Source organism: Streptomyces sp. NPDC015127 (genome assembly GCF_043080095.1).
In the GTDB taxonomy this organism is placed as follows: domain Bacteria; phylum Actinomycetota; class Actinomycetes; order Streptomycetales; family Streptomycetaceae; genus Streptomyces.
Genome location: NZ_JBIBVE010000099.1, coordinates 1 through 1,326, shown reverse-complemented (window position 1 = coordinate 1,326; position 1,326 = coordinate 1). Strand labels below are relative to the sequence as shown.

1 protein-coding gene is annotated in these 1,326 nt (G+C 70.2%); it reads left to right on the top strand.

Annotated features, from left to right (window positions below; genetic code table 11):
• On the top strand, positions 1–1,326 hold a 1,326-nt coding region (locus ACF08N_RS38115), incomplete at both ends, for a urocanate hydratase (RefSeq protein WP_392329273.1).

Below are 1,326 nucleotides of genomic sequence, written 5' to 3'. Positions count from 1 at the left end.
GGCGAACTGGGAGGAGTTCCGGCGTCTGGAGCAGCTGGGTCTGACCATGTACGGGCAGATGACGGCCGGTTCGTGGATCTACATCGGCACGCAGGGCATTCTGCAGGGCACCTACGAGACGTTCGCCGCGGTGGCGGCGAAGAAGTTCGGCGGCACGCTGGCGGGGACGATCACGCTGACCGCGGGTCTGGGCGGCATGGGCGGTGCGCAGCCGCTGGCCGTGACGATGAACGACGGTGTGGCGATCTGTATCGACGTCGACCCGCGGGCGATCGAGCGGCGGATCGAGCACCGCTATCTGGACGTGAGGGCCGACTCGCTGCAGCACGCGCTGCAGCTGGCGGTGGAGGCGCGCGACGCCCGCCGTCCGCTGTCGATCGGTCTGCTGGGCAACGCGGCGGAGCTGCTGCCGCGGATGCTGGCCGAGGGCGCGCCGATCGACATCGTGACCGACCAGACCTCCGCGCACGACCCGTTGTCGTACCTGCCGGTGGGTGTGGACTTCGACGACATGCAGACGTACGCGGCGAAGGACCCGGCCGGGTTCACCACGCGGGCGCGGGAGTCGATGGCCCGGCATGTGGAGGCGATGGTCGGGTTCATGGACGCGGGTGCGGAGGTGTTCGACTACGGCAACTCGATCCGTGGTGAGGCGCAGCTCGCGGGGTACGAGCGGGCGTTCGCGTTCCCGGGTTTCGTGCCCGCCTACATCCGGCCGTTGTTCTGCGAGGGCAAGGGCCCCTTCCGCTGGGCGGCCCTGTCGGGCGAGGCGGCGGACATCGCGAAGACGGACAGGGCGATGCTGGAGCTGTTCCCGCAGAACGAGTCGCTGGCCCGGTGGATCAGGATGGCGGGTGAGCGGGTCCACTTCCAGGGTCTGCCGGCGCGGATCTGCTGGCTGGGCTACGGCGAGCGGGACAAGGCGGGTGAGCGGTTCAACGACATGGTCGCGTCGGGTGAGCTGGCCGCGCCGCTGGCGATCGGCCGTGACCATCTCGACTGCGGCTCGGTGGCCTCTCCGTACCGGGAGACGGAGGCGATGCTGGACGGCTCGGACGCGATCGCGGACTGGCCGCTGCTGAACGCGATGGTCAACGTGGCCTCGGGTGCCTCGTGGGTGTCGATCCACCACGGCGGCGGTGTGGGCATGGGGCGTTCGATCCACGCGGGTCAGGTCACGGTCGCGGACGGCACGAAGCTGGCGGGTGAGAAGGTCCGCCGGGTGCTGACCAACGACCCGGGCATGGGCGTCATCCGGCACGTCGACGCGGGCTACGACATCGCCGACACCGTCGCCGCCGACAAGGGCGTCCGCATCCCCATGCG